The organism is Luteibacter sp. HAY1-4A (assembly GCF_056755355.1).
Map to the genome: position 1 here is coordinate 16,536 of NZ_JBNDHZ010000021.1, position 20,916 is coordinate 37,451.

Genomic DNA, 20,916 nt, shown 5'->3' on the forward strand with positions numbered 1-20,916 from the left:
TGCTTTGCTGCATCCAAGCCTACTCAAACATGGAAAGATCGACCGCCTCCCCCATCGCCTTGTATCCCGCAGCGCCCGGATGTAAACCATCCTCCGATCCGAACTCCGCACGCATGTTCACGGGATTGGCGGCATCCCTCGCAACTTGATCGAAATCGATCACGCCATCCGGTTCGCGGGACGTCCGTACCCAACGATTGACCGCTTGCCGCGTCCGCTCGTTCTCCAGCGAATAGTGGGTCATGGACGACCCGAACGGCATGATGGTTCCCACGATCACCCGGACTCCGCGCGCGTGAGCCCGGGCGATGATCTGCCGATAACCGGCGATCAGGTCTTCCGGTGTCACCGCGGGCTGGTTGCCGAACACCGAATGCCCCGACATGCCGATATCGTTCGTACCTTCGAGGACGATGAGGTGCGATAGTCCGTCGATCCGCAGAACATCGCGGTCCAGACGGGCGAGCGCTGACAGTCCCCAACCAGACCCCAGGACACGGTTGCCGCCTATGCCCGCATTCACGACGGCATAATCGTCGGCATTCCGCCGCGCCGCGAGCCTGTTCGCCAGCACTTCCGGCCAGCTGCGGGTATCCGTTGGCGCAGGACGATTTCCGTCGGTGATGGAGTCGCCAAGTGTTGCAATGACTCGTCGGGAAGATGGCGAAAGCACGGCGACGCCCGTGACGGCAGGCCTGCCCACCATGGGCTTCCCGCCCGCAAGTTCGTTCTTCATTGTCTGGTCGCCGGCCGCCACCACGATCGCACTGCCTCCCAACGGATCGAGTTTGAAAGAACCTGTGGCATAGGTGCTAACGATCAGTTCGGTGCCGGGCGTCACCGGGAGCGCGATGGGATCGCTCAGAACCGGAGCGCCCATAGGGACGGTGACATTGCGACGACCACCGAAGGTGACGGGTTTAAACGCGCCCGCTTTGGACACATACCCATCCCCGGCGAGACCGACGCTCGCGGCGGCAAGAACCAAGGGCTCCGTCCCCTCCTCGTTCGAAACGCGGATGCGAATCTGCGGCCCCCCTGCCGAGACGGCGAGGCGGACTCGCTGGGTACCGCTCGCGGTTTGCGGCCGCATCTGCTCGACTGCCGCCGGCGGCATCTTGAATTTCTCCACCAGCATCTTTACGAATGCCGGCGCCAATGGATCGTAGTGAGCCGGACTGGACTGGTAGGCTTCGCGCCAGACCCGTGTTTCCGTCGGTGCCGTCGACGCCTGGGCCATGGCGCCGAGGGTGCCCGTCAGCGCAAGGGCGAACCCGAAAAATCCACCTTTCGAAAACAGCTTCGTCGCCATTACGCTCTCCTGTGCCGGGGTATGAAATCCTGTGCGATCAACCGCCGTACTGCTTCGGAATCGGCAACTCCGGCCGTTCGCCCTGCCAGTAGATCGTCACGACCCACCAGCGCTTGCCGTCGAATAAAAGCTGGAAGCTGTTGATACCGCGCTGGAATGGCTTGCCATCCTTCTCGTGGCGCGACTCGTAGGTACTGAATACCTGGGCGATGTTGCCGAAGCGATCTTCGGTGCGATGTGCCTCGCGTTCGAAGAATCCTTCCTTCTTCAGCAAGGGATCGCCCAGCCGGATGTAATCGTCGACGCTCATTACATGCGCCGAGGTGACGCCATCTTTTCCCGTACGCGCCGAAATCAGGCGTGCGCCTGGCACGAACAGCGAGCGCATCCTGTTCCAGTCGCGCTCCTGTCCCTTGGGACCTGAAATCACGTCGTAGACCGCTTCGATGATCGCGCCCATCGACGAAACATCCGAGGGATTCGCCGCTGGCGTTTCCGTCGTACTCGTGGCGGCTGGAGCTACTGCCGCGGGAGCACTTTGCGCAGCGGCAGGCTGCAGCGGAACGCTCGCGAGAACCAAGACACAAAGCAACGTCGACGCACGAAGCAGCACAGTTTCCACAGCGTCCCCTCCCCTGTCAGCGGCCTGCTGAAGGCCGCACGATAGGCGGCCACGCAACCGCTGGCAAGTGTGGTTCGTCATTCCGGCAGCGTTCTGGGCCGCCGACTTGGGGAAGCCAGCCTGCTTGCCGATGGGGCCTCACGGCAAGCGCCCATCGCCCGGCAGGCCGGTTCCCATCGACGTGAATTCATGCCGCCGACATACCGCCATCCACATTCAACTCGATGCCATTGACGAAGGCACCCGCGTCGGAGGCAAGGAACAAGGCGGCCTCGGCGAGCTCATCCGCCGTGCCCATCCGCCCCGCCGGGATCTGCGCGGAAACGGCTTCGAGGAACGCCGGACGATCGGCCTCCGACACGCCGAGCTTCGCGAGGATCGCGGTATCCACCGGACCGGGGCTCAGTACGTTCACACGCAGCCGGCGTGCACGGAATTCCATCGTCCAGTGACGCGCGAACGCCGCGATGGCCGCCTTGCTGCCTGCATAGACGGCATGGCCGTCGAGCGTGCGCGTCGCCGCCAGCGAGCTGGTGAGAATGATGCTGCCGCCGTCGCGCATCACGGGAGCGATGGCCTGCACGCCGAAGAACACGCCGCGCGTGTTCACGCCGAACTGCGCGTCGTAGACCTCGGGCGTGACGTCGGCGGACGGCTGGATGGTGATGACGCCGGCGTTGGCCATGTAGATGTCGAGCGCGCCGAAGCGCTCGCGCACCACGTCGGCGACGTGTGCATGGTGCGCAAGATCGGCGACGTCGCCGACGATGCCGATGGCGTCATGGCCTATCGATGCGGTGGCCTCGTCCAGGACCGCCTTGCGCCGCGCCGTCACGATCACCTGTGCGCCTTCGCGCGCGAAGAGCTGCGCGGATGCCAGGCCGATGCCGCTGTTGCCACCGGTGATCAGCGCGATCTTACCGTCCAAGCGTTTCATGGGGTTGCCTCGTTACGATGATGATCGCCACGATATGCGGCGCATCCGCAGGGCCGGTAGGCCGCACGCGGGCACTTCACTTGTGCCAGGAACTCCCAGATGTCCCATCTACTCCTCCAGGCGCCCCATCTGATCGCGTTCGTTCGTGCCGTGGAGTCCGGTTCGTTCAGCGCGGCATCCCGCATCCTGGGCTCGACGCCGTCTGCCGTCTCCAAAGGCATCGCCCGGCTGGAGCGCGAGCTCGGCGTGAAGCTGTTCCGGCGATCCACGCGGCAACTCGATCTCACCCCCGACGGTCTGGTGTTCTTCAACCGCGTGGCACCCTTGCTTCGCGATCTGGACGACTCGGCCGACGCGATCCGTCCCGATGGCGATGCGCGAGGTCGGCTGCGCGTGAGCATGCCCAGTGACCTCGGGCGCCTGCTGTTGCAACCGCTCGCGTCGCGCTTCCTTCCCCGGCATCCCGGGCTGGAAATCGACCTCGTGCTCGTGGACCGTTCGGTCGACGTGGTCAGCGAAGGCTTCGACGTGGTGTTCCGCGTGGGCCATCCGGCCGAGAGCGATCTTCGCTCCCGGTTGCTCGCGCAACTCGACATGGCCCTCGTCGCATCGCCCGCACTGCTCGAGGTGCATGGCGCACCATTCACCGTCGACGAGCTTCGCGAACTGCCCTTCGTGCGCTACCTCATGAAAGGCCGTTCGTACCCGCTCTCGTTCGACGACGGAACGACGTTCGTGCCGCACGGGCCGGTGGGTGTCGACACGGGCGCAGGCCTGCGCGAAGCCGCGCTTCAAGGCATTGGCGTCGCCTATCTGATGCGTTGCACGGTACAGGCGGATATCGACGCGGGTCGACTTGTACCGGTGCTTCCGACGCAGGCGCTGCCGTCGTTACCATTGCACGCCCTGCACGCGTTCGGGCGGCTGACGCCCGTCCGGGTGAAACTGCTGACCGATTTCGTCGCCGCCGAAGCCGGCCGCTTCGGATCGCACGCCTGAGGTGCGCTCAGGTCCGCGCCGAATCGATGGGCAGCAGGAGGGTTGCCGCCAGCCCCTGCCCCGTGTTGCCCAGCACGACGTCGCCGCCGTGGCCGCGCACGATGCTGCGCGCGGTGGGCAGGCCGAGACCGACCCCACCGGTGTTCCGGTTTCGGGAGCTCTCGCCGCGGAAGAAGGGGCGGAACACCATTTCCTGCAACTGCTCGGGAATACCCGGTCCGTTGTCGAGAATGCGCAGTCGCACGTGCGCCGTATCCGTATCGAGTTCGACGTGGGTCTCGCCGCCGTAGCGCATGGCGTTCCCTAGCAGGTTCGCGATGGCCCGCTTGAGCGCGATCGGGCGGCCTTCGTAGATCAAACGGGCAGGACCGCTGTAGGTCACCTCGCCACCCTCGTCCCGGCCATCGTCGATGACGGTCTGCACCAGCCCGGCGAGATCGAAACGGGTCGGGGCTTCTTCCTCGCCGTCGCCACGGAAGAACGCGAGCGCGGCGTCGATCATGGAGCGCATCTCGTCCACGTCGGCGAACAACTTGCGCTGCTGTTCGGCGTCGTCGATGTATTCGCCGCGCAGACGGATACGCGTGAGTGGCGCCCTCAGGTCGTGGGAAATCGCTGCCAGCATGTCGGTGCGGTCGCGGACGAAGCGCTGGATGCGCCCCTGCATTTCATTGAAAGCCCGCATGGCCACCCGCAGCTCCATCGGACCTTCCGGGCGTATCGGCGGTGCCTTCACGTCGGCACCGAAACGCTCGGCGGCCGCGGCCAGCCGGCGCATGGGCCGGGACAGGTGGCGGCTGGCGACCGCGGCCACGAGCACGCAGGAGAACACCACGAAGAGGCCGATCACCAGATAGCGCGTGTGGGGGTGGACGCCCCATATGCGCGTGGCGGTGTCGAACGTCAGCCAGCTACCGTCGTCCAGTTGCACGGCGAGCATGTAATGGGTTTGTCCGGAGCGGCCCTCGGGATCGTCCTCATGAGGATTGAACGCCTCCATCCTGCGGTTCCCGAGTAGCTCCACCAGCGGCCCCTTGAAGGATGTCGCGTCCTGGTCCGACGGCGGCATCGGCACCTGGTCGCGCATGGCGTACCAGTGCACGCCGTACTCCTCGCGTTCCGAGATCACGGCGGCCATGCGTGGGCGGTCGGCGACGGGAGTGGCGCTCACGGCCTTCAGCGCGATGCCCAGCTGCTTGAAAAGCCCGCTCTGGATGTTGTCGGGACGGGCCCAGACGCTGGCGAAGGCGAGGACGGCGGCGTTGAGCAACACCACCATGAGGATGGCGGAAATGATGTTCACCATCATCCAGCCGGCCAGTGTGTTCAGCCGCCAGTTGAAGACGCTCATGTGCTCTCCACAGGCACGGCGAACATGTAGCCGGCATTGCGGATGGTGCGGATCAATTCCGGCGCCGTCGTGTCGTAGCCGAGCTTGCGGCGCAGGCGGCTCACCTGCACGTCGATGCTGCGGTCGAAGGCCTCGTGACGATTGCCGCGCGCCAGGTCGATCAGCTGCTCGCGCGTTAGCACGCGCTGCGGATGCTCGACGAACGCCAGCAGGAGATCGAATTCACCCCCGGACAGCGGGACAAGGGTGCCGTCGCCCGCGCGAAGCTCGCGGCGCGCGACGTCCAGCTGCCAGCCCGCGAAGCGCACGGCCACGCGCGTACCCGTTGCCGGGCCCGCCGACGAGGCATCCGCGCGACGCAGGATGGCGCGCACGCGTGCCAGCAATTCGCGTGGATCGAACGGCTTCGCCAGGTAATCGTCGGCGCCTACTTCCAGGCCGACGATGCGTTCGGAGGTAGCGCTGGTGGCGGTCACCATGATGATCGGCAACGCGGACTTCGCACGCACGCGCCGGCAGAGCGACAGGCCGTCCTCACCCGGAAGCATCAGGTCCAGGGTCATCAGGTCGTAGGTGCCACGTGCCAGCCGTTCGTCCATTGCCACGCCGGACGAGGCCACGTCCACCTCGAAGCCATTGCGTTCGAGGAAGCGCCGGAGAAGGGCACCGATTTCCTCGTCGTCGTCCACTACCAGGATGCGTCTCAAGCGTCGGTCTCATTCAGCAAAAACAACGTGGTTATAGCCGTCGTTATAGCCTCTGGCGTACGCCAAGTCATTTATTTCACGGCTGAAACAATGTGTCGCCGGTGCAGGAATACAGACAAATCGAAGCAAACGTCGAAGGGCACGCTTGCCGCACCTCCCCCATCAGGTGCCACGATGCGTCTGCCCGTCCTCGTTCGTTCCCGCCTGCGCGGCCGTCCACGCGATCCGTCCATCGAGGCGGTCTCGATCGCCTCGCGCCTCGAGCCCGATCCCGCGCTCCGCGACGATTGGTTCCATCATGATCCCATACGCGAACTTCGCGGCATGACCGCGGAGCGGGCCATCGCCTCGGGCAAGGCCGGCGAGCTCGTGCGCCTCTTGCGCTCCATCGAAGCCGGGAGGCGCGGACGATGACGCGCCGCTTCTTTTCCGTGGCGGTGAGTGGCCTGCTTGCCGTGCCGGCCGTAGCACTCGCCGCTGAGGACACCAGTTCCTCATGGGCACTGGGGGCGGGCTTCGGCGTGGTACGCCGGCCCTACAAGGGCATGGACAACGACACCCTGGCGTTTCCTTTCGTACGCTACGAGAGTCAACGGCTCAACATCCTGGGCACCGGTGCCGACTTCAAGTTCGCTCCGGTCGGCGCCTTCTCGTTCCGCCTGCGTGCTCGCTACGACTTCGGCGACGGCTATGACGCCAGCGATTCCTCATTCCTGCGCGGGATGGCCGACCGAAAAGGCGGGTTCCGCGCTGGCGCCGCGGTGGTCTGGCGGCCTGGCCCGGTGGAAATGTCGCTGGACTGGCTGGCGGGCCTGGGCAGCGCCAAGGGAAAGAAGGCCAACCTGACCCTCGCCGTGCCGCTTCAGGCGGGTCCGCTGCGGATCACACCGTATGTCGCCGCCGGATGGGTCGACCGGACCTATGCCACCTGGTATTTCGGCGTCCGTGCGTCCGAGGCGCGGCCAGGCCGTCCCGCCTACGAGGCGGACGCGACGGTGAACCTCTCGGCAGGCGTTCGCGCCGAGTATCCCTTCGCCCAGCGCCATGCGCTCTTCCTGGACGTGAGTGGCACGCGCTACGGAAGCGAGATCCGCGACAGCCCCATTGTCGACCGATCGAACTCGACGATGGTCCGGGTCGGCTACGCCTATCGGTTCTAGTGCAGCTCGAGTTGGCACGACGATCGGCACATTCGGCTTCAGGTCGCCATATGAAAGACTGCCCTTGGATGATCATCCTTTCTCGGGGCAAAGCAATGAGCCGCTCATGTCGCTTCGTGCTGTCTTTGTTCCTTGGTTTGATGACCGGGCGCGCCGCCGCAACTTACGAAGGTACGTCCCCGCCCGAACTTTGGGGAACACTCGCCCAAGGCAGCCATCAGGTGGGCTTCCGCCAGGTCTTCGCCTACGACAGAAGCCGTACGTGGATGTCCACGAGGAACATCGAAGGTGTCTTCACTCCCGATACCCATGGCCGCCCGATACAGGTGAACGTTTGGTATCCCGCCGCGCGCACGTCCGCTTCGCGAATGAAACTGAGCGATTACGTCGTCCAGACCGCGCCGGCGGGGTTCGATCGGTTCAACGCGGAAATGATGCGCCGTAATCGGGAGAGCATCGACGGAAGCTTCGATGAGACGTCGTCCACGAAGCTGCTCGCGATGCCAATGGCCGCCGTGCGAGACGCGCCGCCGGCCCAAGGAAGCTTCCCATTGGTCATCCTGATCGGCGGCTCGGGGGCGGACATCAACGTAAATGTGGTGATGGCCGAATTTCTTGCCAGTCACGGCTACGTGATAGCGAGTGTGTCCCTGCTTGGTCGATCCGGTGACCAACTTGCTCCGTCCCTCAGTGCGGCCGACATCGAGGCCAGCACCCGCGACATGGAATATGCCTCTTCGCTACTTTGCACATCGAAGGGCGTCGACTGCCGCCGCATGGCGGTAATCGGTCACAGTATCGGTGCCGTACAGGCGGTACTCCTGGGGCAGCGAAACGGCAACGTGATTGCCGTGGTCGGTCTTGATGGCACCTATGCTTTCAAGGGAAGCGAATCAACACTCACCGGCGCCCAGGGCTTCGATCCCGGCAACTCCCGTTACGCGTTGCTGGATCTCCGCCGGCAACAGGGCATGCAGTCCGCCGACCTGGACTTTTCAGCCATCGACCAGCTTCAGTACGCGGATCGCGACATGGTGCAGCTTAAGAACATGCACCACAGCGACTTCACGTCGTTTGCAGTGACTGGCGAGGCGATGCACGTGCCCATCAAGCCGGTCTATAACGGTACCGGCTGGGACCGCTCCACCGCCCGTCGCGGCTATATGCTATCGGCCAACATCGTGCTTTCGTTTCTCGACATCCACGTCAAGCAGGATGCACAGGGCAAAAAGCGATTCGCCACACTGATGCAAGATGCCCAGGTGGCATCCGCGGAACGGCGAACCGCGCTTCCTTTCCCGCCCACGCCGAGCGATGCCATTGCCTGGGCCAAGGCGGGAAAGACGGCGGGCCTCAAGCCACGCTTCGTGGTCTCGTGCGGCAAGCGCCCGCTCTCGGAATGCGTCGATCAAGAAGCCTTCAATAACAGTGGCTATGCGCTTCTGGGGGCCAAGCAACCCGACATTGCCTTGGTGCTCTTTGATCTTGTCGCCTGGTCGCACCCTCGATCCGCCAACGCCCAGGACAGCTTGGCAGACGGATACCTTGCGGTTGGCAAGAAAGATCAGGCGGTGGAAGCCTCCAAGCGCGTTCTGGCGCTGGTCGACGAGGACCCGTCACTGAACGACGCCTCCCGCGCGCAACTGATCGCGGCAGCCAGGCAGCGTATCTCCGCGCCGGGAGGCAAGTGACGGGCGACAGCATCTTCTCTTCAAGAGACGGATCTGCGCCGCCTCGTATCCGAGATGATACGTCCAGCCTCCAGCTTCACCACACGATCCGCAAGCCCAAAATACCTGTCGTCATGGGTGATTGCCACCACGGTCTTGCCCCGCGCCTTCAGCTCCGGCAACAAGGTGCGATAAAAATAGTCCCGAAAGTGCGCATCCTGGTCGGCGGCCCATTCGTCGAAGAAGAAAATCTCACGGTCTTCCGCATAGCACTGTAAGAGTGCCAGGCGTTTCCGCTGTCCGGTGGACAGCGTGAGCTTCGACAGTTCCCCCTGCTCCACCTGCACCTGGGAGCCCAGGCCCATCGATTCCAACATGGTGCGCACGCGTTCGTCGGAAAGAGGACGCCCTAACGCATCGAGCACATGCGGAAAGAGGAAGAAATCGCCGAACACGCCGGTGAAACGCTGGCGGTGCCGACGTTTATCCAAATCCAGCGGCTTGCCGTCGACGAGCAGTTCGCCCGTGCGAGGTGTGAGGAGTGAGGCGATCAGAAGCAGCAAGGTCGACTTGCCGCTGCCATTGCCTCCGACGATGAAGAGAAGCTCGCCATGCCTGATCTCCATGTCGACCGGGCCGAGCGCTATCCGTCCCTCTTCGTCGCCGGCGTAGGCATAGGTGATACCCCTGAGCACCATGGTCCGCCATGCGTCGATGCCCTCCTCCCCCTGCGTCCCATGCTCGGGCGGATCGGCCTCGCCCTTAAGGTCGAGGCCGACACGTTGGAGATGCCGCAAGCTCGCGGTACCTACGCCCACCTGCCGCGCCGCGCTCACGATAAACGCCACCGGTCCGCTGAGGAACAATGCACCGATCACGAAGCGCACGATCGTCGCCTGCGGCAATGCCAGGCTCGCATAGCCCACATAAACGATGACGAATACCGACGCATAGACCACTGCCGACGACCACGCCTCGTTGAAACCCAGGCCCGTATGCACCTGAATCATCAGGCGGCGAGATCGGCCAATAGCCGGGCGGATGAGTTCGTTCGCGACATGCCGGGCGCGCGCGGCGTTGAGTGCCAATTCCTTCTTGCCCTCGCTGAGGTAGCGGAAGTATTCGAAGACCTTCTCGTTCGCATCGCGCAAGGCGTCGAAGCGTCGCCGCAGGAACCTCTCCAGGCTCAGCGAGGCTACCACCGTGGCACAGAGGAAAACGGCGAGGATGCTCAGGAGTGGTAGCGAAACACTGGCCAGATAGCTCGCATAAAGCACGACGAGGAGTACGTTGTACGCGAGCAAGGGTGCGACGAGCACCAGCGGAGCGATGCTTGCCACGTCCTCGATGAGCGAGCCGAAGATCGCGTGCTTCTCGTTGGCGAGCTTCTCGTACTCCAGGTCGATGAACCGCTGCGAGAGCACGAGTCGCAGCTGCGCGACAAGGTCGCCGCCAAGACGGGCAAGGATGAACTGCGACATCGCACCGGTGGCAAGCACGGCCATCAACCAGCCCGCCCCTGCCCACAGCTGTCCCATGCGGTTGGCATGCAGGCCGCCGGCTGCCAGGTCATTGATATGTGACAGCAGGACCATGGTGGAGACCGCGCTTGCGGCGGAGAGGATCACGGCCCCGACGACGAGGGCACGGTGTTGGAGGATGAAGCGCTTGAGGATCATCGATGCACCCTTCCACCCGGTAGCGCGACGTCACGGGATGGTGCCAGATATGCATAGCGACCACGTGCCATCTATTGCAAGCGGATTCGGCAAATGCTGCTAATCCTCGTTGGGAAGTCAGCAGAATGCTTCGGCAGCGTCGTCGTGGACGCGCCCGCCATGACGCGCTTCTCAACGTCCGGGCGCACACCCGAAACACCTGAGGAGTACTCGTATGCAGACCGACAAGATCCTGGCGGGATGGCTGAGTGGCGCCGATAGCGTAGGTGGATATGACAATCCGGCTGGCTCCCTCTACACCGAGGGCCATGCCCAGACGGTGATGTCGCTGACCAGCACGGACATCGCACTGATTTCCAACTGTAGTTCCTGTACGGCCTCCCGGCCCGGCGTCTGCTGCTGACACGCGGTAGCCGCGATAGCCGTGGCCAACACCACGGCTATCTCTTCGCCATCCCAAACCACAAGGGTATCGCCGGGACCGCCCATGGACGCATCCGCCTCGCAGAACGCCTTCGCTCCGATCATCGCCTTCCTTACACGCGACGTGCGCCAGCAGCTGGCTGAGGACATCGCCCGCCAACCCGGGCTCACTGACGCGGAACGCCAGCTCGTTGCCACGACCGCGGAACGCGCCTTGTTCGAGAATGCGGAACGAAAGCTCAACCGCGTGCTCCTGCTGGAACTGCATGCGGCGAAGCTATCCGGCGATCTGCCCGAGGGAACCGAAGCCTCTCGCTTCGCCGCTTTCGTGGCGCGGGCCATCACTCCAGCGTTCATCGATGCAATCGATGGCCGCTACCCCATCCTGATCGGGCGCCTCGCCCGGGCGCTGGACCAGCAGCGCCGCGCCATAGTCTCCATGCTCTCGCGGCTGGCAACCGACCGGGAATCCCTGGCCCACTTCGTCGGTACCGACCTTGGCGAACTGCGCGGGTTGGACCTCGGCGAAGGCGACGTCCACGAAGGTGGGCAGTCGGTAGCACGCCTCACGTTCATCGGCGGAACGGTCATGTACAAGCCGAGGTCGTTGCGCGTCGACGCAACCCTGGATCGCTTCCTCGACACCGTGCTCCACGGCGACCCGTCGCGCATACGCGTACCCGCGGTGCTCGACCGGGGCGACTATGGCTGGAGCCGCCATGTCGACCATGTCTACTGCACCGACGACACGCAACTGGCCATCTTCTATCGCAACATCGGGCACTGGCTCGCGGTCATGCGCCTGCTCGGCGGCACCGATATCCACTACGAGAACCTGATCGCGTCGTCCACCATCCCTTATGTAGTCGACGTGGAAAGCCTGTTCGTCACCGAGATACCCGTCCCACCTTCGCAGAAGGGCGAAGCGGTCGACCTTGCGCAAGCGCTCATCCGGTCCTCGGTGCTGCGCACGGGGCTGGTACCCTTTCGTGCGCCCGTGCTCGGGCTGGACGGAGTCGACATTTCCGCCATTGGTGCGCTCCAGGGCGAGCAGCCCAGGATCCGCGTGCCGGAGATCCTCGATGCCGGAACGACCGATGCCCGCGTCGGGCTCGTCAGCGTCGAGATCGAGGCCGGAAAGAACCACCCATGCAGTAACCCAGACATCTCCCGCTTCTGGGAAGACATCGTCACGGGCTTCCGCACGATGACCCAGGCGCTCGTCGAACGGCATCGCCATGGCGAGCTCGCTCCGTTGCTCGACGCCTTTGTCGGGTGCCGCATACGGCGCATCCGGCGGCCCACGCAGGCCTATGTCGAGGTGATGCGCATGCTCTGGCATCCCGCGTCCCTGCACGACGAACCGGCCGCCATCGAACGGGCTCGCGACCTCCTGGCCCGGAATGCCGCCGTGTCGCCGGTCGCCCCGTCCGATCCATCCATCATCGTCAGTGAAATCGACGACATGCGCCATGGCGATGTGCCAGTGTTCGCCAACGTGCTGGACGAGGCGCAGCGCGACGAGGTGTTTCGCTCCTGGCTGGACATGCGCATCGAGCTCGAGGAGCTGACCATTCGGGGCGCCCTCGTTACCGCTCACCTCAACGTAAGGCTGAACGACGACAAGCGGTCGCCCTACGATCTCTCGGCCCGGCGCGCCCATGCCGAGGACCTGGACCGGCGGCGCCGATCGATGGCCCGGGAGACGCTTGAACAGCTCCTTCGCCTCTCGGTGCGCGGCAACGACGGCACCATGACCTGGATCAGCCCGATCCTTGGCCGCGGTGGCTGGACGATGCGGACGCTGCAACCGAACCTCTACGTTGGTCTGGGCGGTATCGCGCTGGCACTCGCCGGATACGCCGAGGAAATGCGGCATGGTCGCGTGGACGAAGTGGCTGGCGTCATCGAGGCGCTGGACGGCGTGCTCCGCATTCTGCGAGTCGCCGAAGACATCGACGAAGCCGAGGCCATCGGGGGCTTCATCGGTCTGGGCTCGCAGGTACAGACGTGGCTGACGCTCGATCATCTTCGCCCCGAAGAAGGCTTCCTTGCCCGTGCGGTGGCGCAAGGGGTGCACATGGAGCGCTGGGATATCGAGAACGAGCGCGTGCTCGACATCCTGGAAGGCGTGGGCGGCGCGATCGTCCCCCTCCTCAACCTCGCCGAGGCCACCGGCGACCCGCGCTGGCTGGCACTGGCGGCGCGCGCGGGCAGGCACCTCGAGGCCACAGCCATCGTCGACGAGCGCGGGGCTCGCTGGCCCGCGTCGATCTTCAGCGAGCCAATTGGCGGCTTTGCACATGGCGCGACGGGCACTGGCTGGGCGCTGACGCGCCTTGGGCTCAGCGGAGCCGGAAACGCCATCGATCGCCACCGCTGGCTCGGCCTCGCCGAGCGGGCCTTCGATTTCGAGGAATCTCTTTACGATGCGAAGGCAGGCAACTGGATCGACGTCCGCAAGCCCGACAGCGGCGACTTCGCGAATACCTGGTGCCACGGCAGCGTCGGCATCGGGCTGACGGCATGCGACCTCTACGAACGCACAGGGCACCCGCGCCACCTCGACACGCTACGCCGCGCGGTGCGCGCCGCGGCCGAGGGCGGCTGGGGGCATAGCCATACCCTCTGCCACGGCGACCTCAGCACCTGGGAATTGCTGACGCGTGCGGCACACCTGGACCCTGCCCCCGTGCCCGATACCGGGCTGCCGCCGGCAGCCATCGTGCTATCCAGCATCGAGGAGCACGGCATCGTCGGCGGCCTGGCGCGCGATGCGTTCACCCCGGGTCTGATGAGCGGCGTTTCCGGGTCCATCTTGCAGTTGACCCGGATGCACCCGGCGTGCCGGATGCCGTCGCCACTGCTGATGGAATATGAGTTGGCCGCGGCGCCCCACAGCATCGCTCTAGAACGCTACGTGCTGGCAACCTAGCGATCTTCTCCATGTCACCCATTACAGGTGGTCGACATCGATGACCGCTTGCGTGAACGCCTGCGGGGCTTCCTGCGGCAAGTTGTGGCCAATGCCGCCGGTAACCAGCCGATATTCGTACTTGCCGGTGAAGTACTTCCTGTACGCCTCAGCCGGCGGGTGAGGTGCGCCGTTGGCGTCACCTTCCATGGTGATCGTCGGCACGGTGATCGCGGGGAATTCGGCCAGGCGTTTCTCCAGCGGCGCGTACTTCGCTTCCCCGTCGGCGAGCCCCAGCCGCCAACGGTAGTTGTGGATCGCGATGGCGACCTGGTCCGGATTGTCGAGCGCCGCCGCACTTCGTTCGAACGTGGCATCGTCGAAATTCCACTTCGGCGATGCCAGTTGCCAGATCAGCTTGGCGAAGTCATGTCGATATTTGTCGTAACCCTCGCGGCCGCGATCGGTGGCGAAGTAAAACTGGTACCACCACGTCAGTTCGGCCTTGGGCGGCAGGGGCGTCTTGCCGGCCGCCTGACTGCCAATGAGATAGCCACTGACCGACACCAGACCCTTCACCCGTTGCGGCCACAGGGCCGCCACGATGTCGGCCGAACGTGCACCCCAGTCAAAGCCCGCCAACTCCGCGCGCTCGATGTGCAATGCGTCCATGAAATCGACGACATCCTGGGCGAGGGCCGCGGGCTCGGCATTGCGCGGCGTGTCCGGCGACAGAAAACGCGTGCCGCCGTATCCGCGCGCATACGGTACCAGTACGCGGTAGCCTTTCGCCGCAAGCGCGGGCGCAACGCGGTCGAAGCTGTGAATGTCGTAAGGCCAGCCGTGCAACAGGATCACCACGGGGCCTTCGGCAGGCCCAAGTTCCGCGTAGGCCACGCTAAGCACGCCGGCGCGAACGTGCTTCAGCGTGCCAAGCGAGTCCTGCGTTTCCGGTGCCGTGGTCGGCATTCGCTCGGCCGCGCCGGCGATGCCCATGGGCATCGTCGCAACCAGAAGGATCGATGCGCCCAGTAGCCGGCGCGTCGCCTTGCCTTTTGCATTCGGGAAGTACATGGAAGTTCTCCGTGACCGGCGAATACCGGAATGTCGTGGACAGATGCGCCCGTTGTCCGGGTAACGGGGCGTTATTGTTCTGAGCGTAGCGGCTGGGGCTTCGCGCCGGCTGTTCGCAGGGGACGGAATGCCTCGCGCAATTCTTCGCTGAAGAGCTGCGGTTGCTCCCACGCGGCAAAGTGGCCACCCTTGTCCACTTCATGGAAGTAGTAGAGCGACGGATACGCCTGTTCGGTCCAGCTCTTCGGCGCACGATAGATCTCGGCAGGGAACACCGTGACCGCCACCGGCACCTTGATCGTGGCCGTCTTCTGTGCCGACGAGCTGAAGTTATTGTTGTTGTTTTCCCAGTAGAAACGCGACGACGATGCCCCCGTGTTGGTCAGCCAGTACAGGGTGATGTCGTCGAGAATGCCGTCGCGGCCCAGGACTCGCTCGGGCTGGCCGTCGCTCTGGGTCCACTCGGCGATCTTTTCGTACATCCATGCAGCGAGGCCCGAGGGTGAGTCGGCGAGCGAATAGCCGATGGTCTGCGGGCGCGTCACCATCATCGCGCCATAGGCGGCGTTGCGGCTGAAGAAGCCGCTCAACTGGTTGTATGCCCGGCGTTCGTCGGCCGACAGGCTAGCCGGCGCCGGATCGCCGCTGTTGATCCCCTTCACGAGGTCGGCAGGGATCGTGGCCGGCATGTTGAGGTGGATCCCCAGCAGGCCGGCTGGTGCCTGGCGCGCCAGTGCATCGGAAATCACAGAACCATGGTCACCGCCTTGCGACACGTAATGGGTATAACCCAGGCGCTTCATCAGTACGTCCCAGGCCTTCGCCACGCGATCGGGATTCCATCCCGGTTCGGTGGGCTTGCCGGAGAAGCCATAGCCGGGGATCGCCGGAATCACGACGTCGAATGCATCCTCGGCTCGGCCGCCGTAGGCGACTGGGTTCGTCAGGGGCCCGATCGCCTTGACGAACTCCAGGGGCGACCCCGGCCAGCCGTGCGTGAGGATCAGCGGCATCGCGTTGGGTTCGCGCGAACGCACATGGATGAACTGGATGTCCACGCCATTGATCGTGGTGACGAACTGAGGCAGCGCGTTAAGGGTCTTCTCCACCTTTCGCCAGTCGTAGCCGGTGCCCCAGTACTTCACCAGCGACTGCATGGTCGCCAACGGCACGCCTTGTGAGGTGTCCCCGACGGTTTCCTTGTCCGGCCAGCGTGTGGCTGCGATGCGCTTCTTGAGATCGACGAGCTGCGCTTGCGGCACGTGGATCTTGAACGGCCGAATGCTGGTGTCGTCCTTACTGGACGTATGCGATGTTCCAGCGACCGCAGGGGACTCGGCAGCATGGACTGTGGAGAAAAAAGAAAGGCCAAAAGCTATCGCCATCGCGGAAAGCGCAGGCGCGATCCGATGCGGCAAGGTCGGGAACGTTGAAGGCATGCTGATCGATCTCCTGGAAGGGAAAGCTGCTGCAAGTAACGTGGCGCATCCGCGACACATGCTTTTGCAGGAGCGATCTGACCAGAAGGTCGGCTCGGCCACTATTGCACCATGGTGTCGGCCGGTTCATCGGTATGCTGCCAAAACCGACACCAAAGTATGATGGGCAGTCGCCTGGCGATAACGCATCCTCGCCGACCGACGAACGCAAAGTGAGGACCGCGAGCCGCTGGCGAATTCGCGCGCCCCAATGCCGTCACCTGGCCCGACTCAGGTTGAAGTGGCCAAGGGTAGTACCCCCCCCAAGTCCCAAACGGCTTTAAGACGTAAGTAAGTCATGCGGCCCGGCTCCTGATGGGTCATGGCGCGGTGCCAGCCGAGAGCACACCGATGGCCGCCGTCACGGTAAGCGGAAGTGCGCGCATGTTTTCCCCTTGATATATACGTACCGGGCACGAGCGACGAAGGACATTTCTCCTTCGCCACATCGTGCCGTAGCGTATCTTTACGACAGGCCAGCGAGCAACTCGTCGAGCTGAGCGAACTGCTCCGGCAGGCCTTCCGCCGAGCCGGCGATGCCTTCGTCGCGGGCAGCCTCGGTGGGGTAGAGCTCATGAAGGGTGACCAGCGTCTTGTCGCCCTGCTCCTCGAATGTCACCGTGGTCACGGCGCCCTCTTCGCTCTCTTCGTTCGTCCACACGATGCGCTTCAGCGGTGTCACTTCCTTGTACGTGCCGAAGAACGCCATCGGCTGGTCGAAGGCGGGATGGCGGAACACAAGGCGGTAGCTGCCGCCGGTGCGAATGTCCATGGTGCACTCGATCAGCGACATGCCCGCCGATTTCGGCACCCACCACTGCTTGAAAAGATCGGGCTTGCTCCATGCGTCGAAAACGATGCGCACGGGCGCATCGAAGGTACGTGTGACGACGAGCTCCCGGTCGGCCTTGCGTTCCACCGCGGTGCGGTTCCCCGCGGCGGCGCTACTTTGGTTTACGGCCATTTGCTTTCTCCTCGCGTTTCATGTGCTGGACCAGCGCGTCCAGTGCGTCGAAGCGTGCGTTCCAAAGGTGGCGCTGCTGCTCGATCCATGCGGCCTCTTCTTCAAGCTTGCGGGGGCCGAGCTTGCAGGTGCGCACGCGCCCCACCTTCTCGGTGACCACCAGGCCCGCCTGTTCCAGCACGCTCACGTGCTTCTTCATGCCCGTGAGCGTCATCCGGAACCTTTGGGCCAGATCCGAGATGGAGGCCTCCGAATTCCCGAGTTGCTCCAGCACCCCGCGCCGGGTCGCGTCGGACAGCGCGGCGAACGTCGTGTCGAGCGAAGCCTGATAGTGAACCATGTGGTTCACTGTATGCCCCGCTGGAGCGGATTGCAAGGTGATCGGGCCTGAGGCCTTCAGCCCATGCCGGGACGGCCCCGAATTAAAGAAACCGTCACTCGCGATCAATCATCCGGACGCTAAGATGTCCGCATCACTATGGCGCGGGGAAACGTGGGCATGATGAAGCTGGGAACTGGACTCTTTCTTGCGGCCTTGCTCGCAAACGCCGCCCACGCGCAAACCAACGCCGGCGACCAGAAGGACGATCCCGACCTCCCCTTCACCATCAAGAAGGTGGCAAGCCTCGACCTACCCTGGCGCATCGCTTTCCTGCCCGACAGCCGAATGCTCGTGACAGAGAAGGTCGGCCGTGTCGCCCTGGTAACTCCCGACGGCGTCAAGACCGATCTTGGCGGAGTCCCCGCGAGCTACTACGAAGGTCAGAACGGCATGCTGGGCGTCTTCCTCTCGCCCCATTACGCCACCGATCACAACGTGTACCTCACCTATGTCGAACCGGGCGAGTATGGCGGCGGGGTGGCGCTGGGCCGGGGGAAACTCGTGCTCGACGACAAGCAGCCGCGACTGGAAGGCTTCCAGGTGTTGTGGCGCCAAGTACCCACGGGTAAAGGTGGCCAGCCCGGCGGACAGATCGCGTTCTCGCCGGACGGGAAGTACCTCTTCCTCACGCTAGGCGACCGCCAGCGATTCACTCCCGCCCAGGACCCCAACCAGCCGGTCGGTAAGATCCTGCGGCTGACGCTGGACGGTAAGCCCGCGCCGGGCAATCCATGGGCAGGCAAGGTCGGCGCTCGCACCATTCCCTTGATCGACCCGCCACGCGACACGGAACAGGCCAAGACGGCGCCGGTCGTCAGCACTTATACCTTCAAAGGACCCAACCTCACGCCCGCGGAAACCTGGAGCGTCGGTCACCGCACGCCTTACGGCCTCGCCTTTGCACCGGACGGCCGGTTGTGGGAACTCGAGCACGGCCCTCGCGGCGGCGACGAGCTGAACCTGATCGAGCGCGGCAAGAACTACGGCTGGCCACTGGTCTCGTACGGCATCAACTATAACGGCGTGCCCATTCCCAAACCCGATACGCGGCCCGACCTCGTCAAGCCGGTCATTTACTGGGACCCCGTCATCGCGCCCGGCAATATCATGTTCTACAAGGGCAACCTGTTCCCGAATTGGAACGGCAGCGCCTTGCTCAGCGGCCTCGTCAGCCTGGGTATCGTCCGCGTCACGTTCGACCACAAGGGCGGAGCCACGGTGGTCCAGCGATGGAGTGTCGGAAGGCGCGTGCGCGATATCGAAGAAGCACCCGACGGTTCGCTCTGGATGGTGGAAGACGGCTCGCCGGGCGGCCTGTATCACCTCATGCCGAAATAAGTGTTTGCTCTCATCGCACCGTTCGACAAATCCGGCAACTGCTCCTTCGAACCGGTGCGTGTCCTTACGTAACGGTGCAGCGCCGGCGAACCGATAAGCGCCCGGCGCTGCGCTGCTTGCGAGGTTGTCCGGAAACTCTCGTTCAAGCCGAGGGATAGAAATACCGATATCGCGGCAATCGCCGTGCCGGGGAAGCCATTCGGTCGTTCCCTTCGACGGCTTCGTGCCGAAAAGAAGCAGCGATAGTTCGTTTATCGAACCATGGCAGGCGTTCGCCTGCCATGCACCGAAACATGCCCGTTCTCCAGGCTTCCACGTGTCTTCGCCTCGTCACTTGGCGATAGCGCGACACCAACAATTCGCCTCTTAGGATGCCGCGCTGGGGACATGAGTCATCGCCGCACATACGACAGTTACTCTCCACCGGACGGTAGCAGGAGGAACACGTGTGAACCGTTGGCTGGCACTTTTGCTGGGCTTGTCGATTGCCGTGTCCGCGCATGCGCAGGATGCCGATACCGCTTCGCTTCGTGCCGAAAATGCGCGGCTTCGTGTCGAGGTGGATGCACTTCGTCATGCGGTGCAAAGCATGGAGTCGCGCCTGGACGCTGTCGAGCACACACGTTCTCCGGCACTCGCCAACCCACGACAACCCGCTGATAGGTCCCAAACACAAGTCGGACCCCAGAAAGAAGCGGTTTCGACAGCGACGGCCGTAGGTGTTCCGCCTGGCCGGTTACCAGCGCAGAACTCGGTCTCCGACCCGGGCGCAGGTGCCTCGCGTCCCGACAACGCACCCCCACCGACTGATCCCGACCTCAAGGGTTTCATCGATATTCCCGGTACCGAAACGAAGGTTCGTATCGGCGGCTACGCGAAGCTCGACGCCATCGCCGACAACCATGCAGCCGGGAACGACGAGCAATTCATTCCATCGCTCTTTCCCGCCGGCGCGGATGACCGCGACCACAGCCATTTCAACATGCACGCCCGGCAGACCCGTTTCAGCTTCGAGGCCCGCCGGCCGACGGAATATGGAAGCCTACGGTTCTACCTGGAGAACGACTTCTTCGGCAGCGATCCGAACAGCTACCAGTTCCATGTCCGCCATGCATTCGGCCAGATCGGGAACACCTATGCCGGCTACGGATATTCGGCATTCATGGACGCGGATGCGTTGCCCGACACGCTGGATTTCGCGGGACCGGGCGGCCAGATGTACGTCCTGCAGCCTGGCATCCACCAGTCGTTTCCTTTCGGTGACGGCAACAGCCTCACCATTTCCGGCGAGCGCCCGCAGACGGAAGTTGACGCTCCCGTCGACGCACCCGAGGCCAAGGGCGCCACGCGCGTGCCGGACCTCGTCGTGGCACTCCGAACCGAGCGCTCGTGGGGGCATATACAAGGCGGCGCCCTCCTCCGCCGGTTGGGTTACACGAATGGGCAACGCAGCGGCTACGCCAACGGATGGGGCATGGCCGTCAGTGGCGCCATCGCGGCTGCCGGGCAGGATCTCTTCATGTTCAGCGGCGTCTATGGCCGCGGCATTTCCCGGTACCTCTCCGACACCAGCGGCTCAGGCCTCGACGCGCTCATAGGCGACGATCGTGAACTCCGACCGCTGAAAGCTTGGGGTTGGTACGGGGCGTACACGCATTACTGGTCGCCGCATTGGCGCTCCAATGCCGTGTACGGCCAGGCCCGCGTGCCCACGCGCAAAGGCCTGGATGCGGGCGATTTCAGGATGAGCGACTACGCCGCGTTGAACATGATCTGGAGCCCTGCCCCAACCTGGACGATGGGCGTGGAACTCTTGTGGGGAACGCTCGAACAGCAGGGCAAGGCGCGCGCCAACGACACCCGCCTCCAGGGGTCGGTGCAGTACAACTTCATAAAGTAGAAGGGA

At 64.1% G+C, this 20,916-nt stretch carries 19 protein-coding genes; 9 read left to right on the forward strand and 10 right to left on the reverse strand.

The annotated features are described in order from the left end of the window. Window positions 1–19: 19 nt before the first annotated feature. The 3 genes from ACPYOD_RS09005 to ACPYOD_RS09015 all read right to left on the reverse strand — a co-directional run bounded on the left by ACPYOD_RS09005 (window position 20) and on the right by ACPYOD_RS09015 (window position 2,871). Complete coding sequence (locus ACPYOD_RS09005) at window positions 20–1,312, reverse strand: SGNH/GDSL hydrolase family protein (protein ID WP_481301402.1); 1,293 nt, start codon at window positions 1,310–1,312, stop codon at window positions 20–22. Between the two features lie 37 nt (window positions 1,313–1,349). Further along, complete coding sequence (locus ACPYOD_RS09010; protein ID WP_481301403.1) at window positions 1,350–2,015, reverse strand: hypothetical protein; 666 nt, start codon at window positions 2,013–2,015, stop codon at window positions 1,350–1,352. A 106-nt stretch (window positions 2,016–2,121) separates the two neighbouring features. Then, window positions 2,122–2,871 (reverse strand): SDR family oxidoreductase, encoded by a 750-nt coding sequence (locus ACPYOD_RS09015; RefSeq protein WP_481301404.1) that lies wholly within the window; start codon window positions 2,869–2,871, stop codon window positions 2,122–2,124. A 99-nt stretch (window positions 2,872–2,970) separates the two neighbouring features. On the opposite strand from ACPYOD_RS09015, the gene ACPYOD_RS09020 reads away from it, so the two are divergent. Next, complete coding sequence (locus ACPYOD_RS09020) at window positions 2,971–3,870, forward strand: LysR family transcriptional regulator (RefSeq protein WP_481301405.1); 900 nt, start codon at window positions 2,971–2,973, stop codon at window positions 3,868–3,870. Window positions 3,871–3,877: 7 nt separating this feature from the next. Here ACPYOD_RS09020 and ACPYOD_RS09025 read toward each other — a convergent pair whose 3' ends face one another. After that, a complete protein-coding gene (locus ACPYOD_RS09025; protein ID WP_481301406.1) occupies window positions 3,878–5,221 on the reverse strand; it encodes an ATP-binding protein in 1,344 nt (447 codons plus the stop codon). After that, window positions 5,218–5,928 carry a response regulator gene (locus ACPYOD_RS09030; protein WP_481301407.1) on the reverse strand — a complete coding sequence of 237 codons (711 nt, stop codon included), beginning with the start codon at window positions 5,926–5,928 and terminating at the stop codon, window positions 5,218–5,220. The genes ACPYOD_RS09025 and ACPYOD_RS09030 overlap by 4 nt, the downstream gene beginning before the upstream one ends. Window positions 5,929–6,102: 174 nt before the next feature. On the opposite strand from ACPYOD_RS09030, the gene ACPYOD_RS09035 reads away from it, so the two are divergent. The 3 genes from ACPYOD_RS09035 to ACPYOD_RS09045 all read left to right on the forward strand — a co-directional run bounded on the left by ACPYOD_RS09035 (window position 6,103) and on the right by ACPYOD_RS09045 (window position 8,779). Further along, entirely contained in the window at window positions 6,103–6,342 is a 240-nt protein-coding gene (locus ACPYOD_RS09035) for a hypothetical protein (RefSeq protein WP_481301408.1), read from the forward strand. After that, window positions 6,339–7,088 carry a MipA/OmpV family protein gene (locus ACPYOD_RS09040; protein WP_481301409.1) on the forward strand — a complete coding sequence of 250 codons (750 nt, stop codon included), beginning with the start codon at window positions 6,339–6,341 and terminating at the stop codon, window positions 7,086–7,088. The genes ACPYOD_RS09035 and ACPYOD_RS09040 overlap by 4 nt, the downstream gene beginning before the upstream one ends. 68 nt (window positions 7,089–7,156) lie before the next feature. Further along, window positions 7,157–8,779: a hypothetical protein gene (locus tag ACPYOD_RS09045; RefSeq protein ID WP_481301410.1), complete on the forward strand. Its 1,623-nt coding sequence runs from the start codon at window positions 7,157–7,159 to the stop codon at window positions 8,777–8,779. Window positions 8,780–8,799: 20 nt separating this feature from the next. On the opposite strand, the gene ACPYOD_RS09050 is transcribed toward ACPYOD_RS09045, so the two are convergent. Next, window positions 8,800–10,437: a cyclic peptide export ABC transporter gene (locus ACPYOD_RS09050; protein ID WP_481301411.1), complete on the reverse strand. Its 1,638-nt coding sequence runs from the start codon at window positions 10,435–10,437 to the stop codon at window positions 8,800–8,802. Between the two features lie 214 nt (window positions 10,438–10,651). On the opposite strand from ACPYOD_RS09050, the gene ACPYOD_RS09055 reads away from it, so the two are divergent. Next, window positions 10,652–10,840, forward strand: coding sequence for a DUF6229 family protein (locus ACPYOD_RS09055; RefSeq protein WP_481301412.1), 189 nt, complete (start codon window positions 10,652–10,654; stop codon window positions 10,838–10,840). 84 nt (window positions 10,841–10,924) lie between these two features. Next, entirely contained in the window at window positions 10,925–13,795 is a 2,871-nt protein-coding gene (locus ACPYOD_RS09060; protein ID WP_481301413.1) for a type 2 lanthipeptide synthetase LanM family protein, read from the forward strand. A gap of 21 nt (window positions 13,796–13,816) precedes the next feature. On the opposite strand, the gene ACPYOD_RS09065 is transcribed toward ACPYOD_RS09060, so the two are convergent. Next, the gene (locus ACPYOD_RS09065) at window positions 13,817–14,848 is read right to left on the reverse strand and encodes an alpha/beta fold hydrolase (RefSeq protein ID WP_481301414.1); all 1,032 of its coding nucleotides are present in this window, start codon (window positions 14,846–14,848) and stop codon (window positions 13,817–13,819) included. Window positions 14,849–14,919: 71 nt separating this feature from the next. Then, entirely contained in the window at window positions 14,920–16,110 is a 1,191-nt protein-coding gene (locus ACPYOD_RS09070; RefSeq protein WP_481301415.1) for an epoxide hydrolase family protein, read from the reverse strand. Window positions 16,111–16,129: 19 nt separating this feature from the next. Here ACPYOD_RS09070 and ACPYOD_RS09075 point away from each other — a divergent pair, with 19 nt between their 5' ends. Further along, entirely contained in the window at window positions 16,130–16,450 is a 321-nt protein-coding gene (locus ACPYOD_RS09075; protein ID WP_481301416.1) for a hypothetical protein, read from the forward strand. A gap of 342 nt (window positions 16,451–16,792) precedes the next feature. On the opposite strand, the gene ACPYOD_RS09080 is transcribed toward ACPYOD_RS09075, so the two are convergent. Together ACPYOD_RS09080 and ACPYOD_RS09085 are read right to left on the reverse strand one after the other, a co-directional pair. Further along, window positions 16,793–17,290 carry an SRPBCC family protein gene (locus ACPYOD_RS09080; protein ID WP_481301417.1) on the reverse strand — a complete coding sequence of 166 codons (498 nt, stop codon included), beginning with the start codon at window positions 17,288–17,290 and terminating at the stop codon, window positions 16,793–16,795. Beyond that, entirely contained in the window at window positions 17,271–17,630 is a 360-nt protein-coding gene (locus ACPYOD_RS09085; RefSeq protein WP_481301446.1) for an ArsR/SmtB family transcription factor, read from the reverse strand. The genes ACPYOD_RS09080 and ACPYOD_RS09085 overlap by 20 nt, the downstream gene beginning before the upstream one ends. Window positions 17,631–17,789: 159 nt before the next feature. Between ACPYOD_RS09085 and ACPYOD_RS09090 the strand changes: the two genes are divergently transcribed. Together ACPYOD_RS09090 and ACPYOD_RS09095 are read left to right on the forward strand one after the other, a co-directional pair. Next, window positions 17,790–19,010: a PQQ-dependent sugar dehydrogenase gene (locus tag ACPYOD_RS09090; protein WP_481301418.1), complete on the forward strand. Its 1,221-nt coding sequence runs from the start codon at window positions 17,790–17,792 to the stop codon at window positions 19,008–19,010. A gap of 448 nt (window positions 19,011–19,458) precedes the next feature. Next, window positions 19,459–20,910: a DcaP family trimeric outer membrane transporter gene (locus ACPYOD_RS09095; RefSeq protein WP_481301419.1), complete on the forward strand. Its 1,452-nt coding sequence runs from the start codon at window positions 19,459–19,461 to the stop codon at window positions 20,908–20,910. The last annotated feature ends 6 nt before the right edge of the window (window positions 20,911–20,916 follow it).

Bases quoted from the DNA above. Each gene is read 5' to 3' on its own strand.
- ACPYOD_RS09050 (WP_481301411.1), bottom strand. From the start codon at position 10,437: ATGATCCTCAAGCGCTTCATCCTCCAACACCGTGCCCTCGTCGTCGGG.
- ACPYOD_RS09005 (WP_481301402.1), bottom strand. From the start codon at position 1,312: ATGGCGACGAAGCTGTTTTCGAAAGGTGGATTTTTCGGGTTCGCCCTT.
- ACPYOD_RS09055 (WP_481301412.1), top strand. From the start codon at position 10,652: ATGCAGACCGACAAGATCCTGGCGGGATGGCTGAGTGGCGCCGATAGC.
- ACPYOD_RS09040 (WP_481301409.1), top strand. From the start codon at position 6,339: ATGACGCGCCGCTTCTTTTCCGTGGCGGTGAGTGGCCTGCTTGCCGTG.
- ACPYOD_RS09075 (WP_481301416.1), top strand. From the start codon at position 16,130: ATGCTGGTGTCGTCCTTACTGGACGTATGCGATGTTCCAGCGACCGCA.
- ACPYOD_RS09060 (WP_481301413.1), top strand. From the start codon at position 10,925: ATGGACGCATCCGCCTCGCAGAACGCCTTCGCTCCGATCATCGCCTTC.
- ACPYOD_RS09065 (WP_481301414.1), bottom strand. From the start codon at position 14,848: ATGTACTTCCCGAATGCAAAAGGCAAGGCGACGCGCCGGCTACTGGGC.
- ACPYOD_RS09045 (WP_481301410.1), top strand. From the start codon at position 7,157: ATGATCATCCTTTCTCGGGGCAAAGCAATGAGCCGCTCATGTCGCTTC.
- ACPYOD_RS09015 (WP_481301404.1), bottom strand. From the start codon at position 2,871: ATGAAACGCTTGGACGGTAAGATCGCGCTGATCACCGGTGGCAACAGC.
- ACPYOD_RS09085 (WP_481301446.1), bottom strand. From the start codon at position 17,630: ATGGTTCACTATCAGGCTTCGCTCGACACGACGTTCGCCGCGCTGTCC.
- ACPYOD_RS09010 (WP_481301403.1), bottom strand. From the start codon at position 2,015: ATGACGAACCACACTTGCCAGCGGTTGCGTGGCCGCCTATCGTGCGGC.
- ACPYOD_RS09025 (WP_481301406.1), bottom strand. From the start codon at position 5,221: ATGAGCGTCTTCAACTGGCGGCTGAACACACTGGCCGGCTGGATGATG.
- ACPYOD_RS09020 (WP_481301405.1), top strand. From the start codon at position 2,971: ATGTCCCATCTACTCCTCCAGGCGCCCCATCTGATCGCGTTCGTTCGT.
- ACPYOD_RS09035 (WP_481301408.1), top strand. From the start codon at position 6,103: ATGCGTCTGCCCGTCCTCGTTCGTTCCCGCCTGCGCGGCCGTCCACGC.
- ACPYOD_RS09090 (WP_481301418.1), top strand. From the start codon at position 17,790: ATGATGAAGCTGGGAACTGGACTCTTTCTTGCGGCCTTGCTCGCAAAC.
- ACPYOD_RS09080 (WP_481301417.1), bottom strand. From the start codon at position 17,290: ATGGCCGTAAACCAAAGTAGCGCCGCCGCGGGGAACCGCACCGCGGTG.